This window comes from Bradyrhizobium sp. SHOUNA76 (assembly GCF_023006445.1).
Lineage (GTDB): Bacteria > Pseudomonadota > Alphaproteobacteria > Rhizobiales > Xanthobacteraceae > Bradyrhizobium.
This window is the reverse complement of record NZ_JALBHA010000994.1, coordinates 1-870: the sequence shown is the minus strand read 5'-3', so window position 1 is coordinate 870 and position 870 is coordinate 1. Positions and strand designations below refer to the sequence as shown.

General features: G+C 68.0%; 1 protein-coding gene and 1 pseudogene. Both read right to left on the bottom strand.

The annotated features are described in order from the left end of the window. Window positions 1-244, bottom strand: a pseudogene (locus MOV74_RS39220) (MarR family transcriptional regulator); the annotation flags it as partial. Between the two features lie 48 nt (window positions 245-292). Next, window positions 293-870 (bottom strand): tannase/feruloyl esterase family alpha/beta hydrolase (locus tag MOV74_RS39215; RefSeq protein WP_246932981.1); only part of this gene is annotated, 578 nt, incomplete at its 5' end.

Sequence of the window (870 nt, the reverse complement as noted above, 5' to 3'; positions counted from 1 at the left end):
TCAGCTTCGCAGCCTCGGTGCGGTCGACGAGGCCGGAAATGCCGGCCGGCCCCAGATCGAGCGCCGCGCCCGCCTCGCCCATCAGGACGCCGTCCTGCTTGCCGAGGATGAACAGCAGTCCCGCTTGCGCCGGCGTCACCTCGCTCTCGGGCCGCGCCGCCATCCAGCGCTGCAGCCGGCGTTGTGCGACGCTCAGCAGGTAGATCAGCCGATGATGCCGCGCGTCGGCCGGTTTATTTCGCATGCGAACTATCTAACCGAGCGTGAGGCGGTTGTCAAACCAGCCGTTCCGCTACGGCGCGCAGGTGAAGCTCGCCGCCTCCGTCACCGCACCCGCCTTGTAATGCGGCCAGGCCGGCCAGCGGCACAGCGGCAGCGCGCGCAGGGTCGCGAATGAAGGCGGCTCGACCTTCTGCTCGATAACCTCGAGATCGCCGGGCGCCTTCGCCTTCTCGACCCAGTCGACCAGCACGCTCAGCATATCGACATTGGCCGGCGCGCCGGAGCCGACATGATCGACGCCAGGCGCGGTGTAGAGCCGCGCAAACTCGGCCGTTTCGGCCTTGCCGAGCTTGCGCTCGACGCTCTCGAAATAGCGGATGCCGGCGTAGGGGCTCTGGGCGTAGTCCGCCATGTGCTCGAGCATGATCAGCCGGCCGCCGCGGCCGCGGAAACGGCTGAGATCGGAATCGGTCGAATCCATCAGCTTCGAGACCTCGAGCAGCCGCGCCTTGTGCTCCTCCACCTTGTAGGTGGTGACGTCGAGCTTGGGATCGCGCGCAAAGACATATTGAATGCCGCCGGCGCCGTAGATCCAGGCGATGCCGTTGTTGGGCGCGGGCGGCTGCGCCGGCGGCGCGGTGCCGAGCC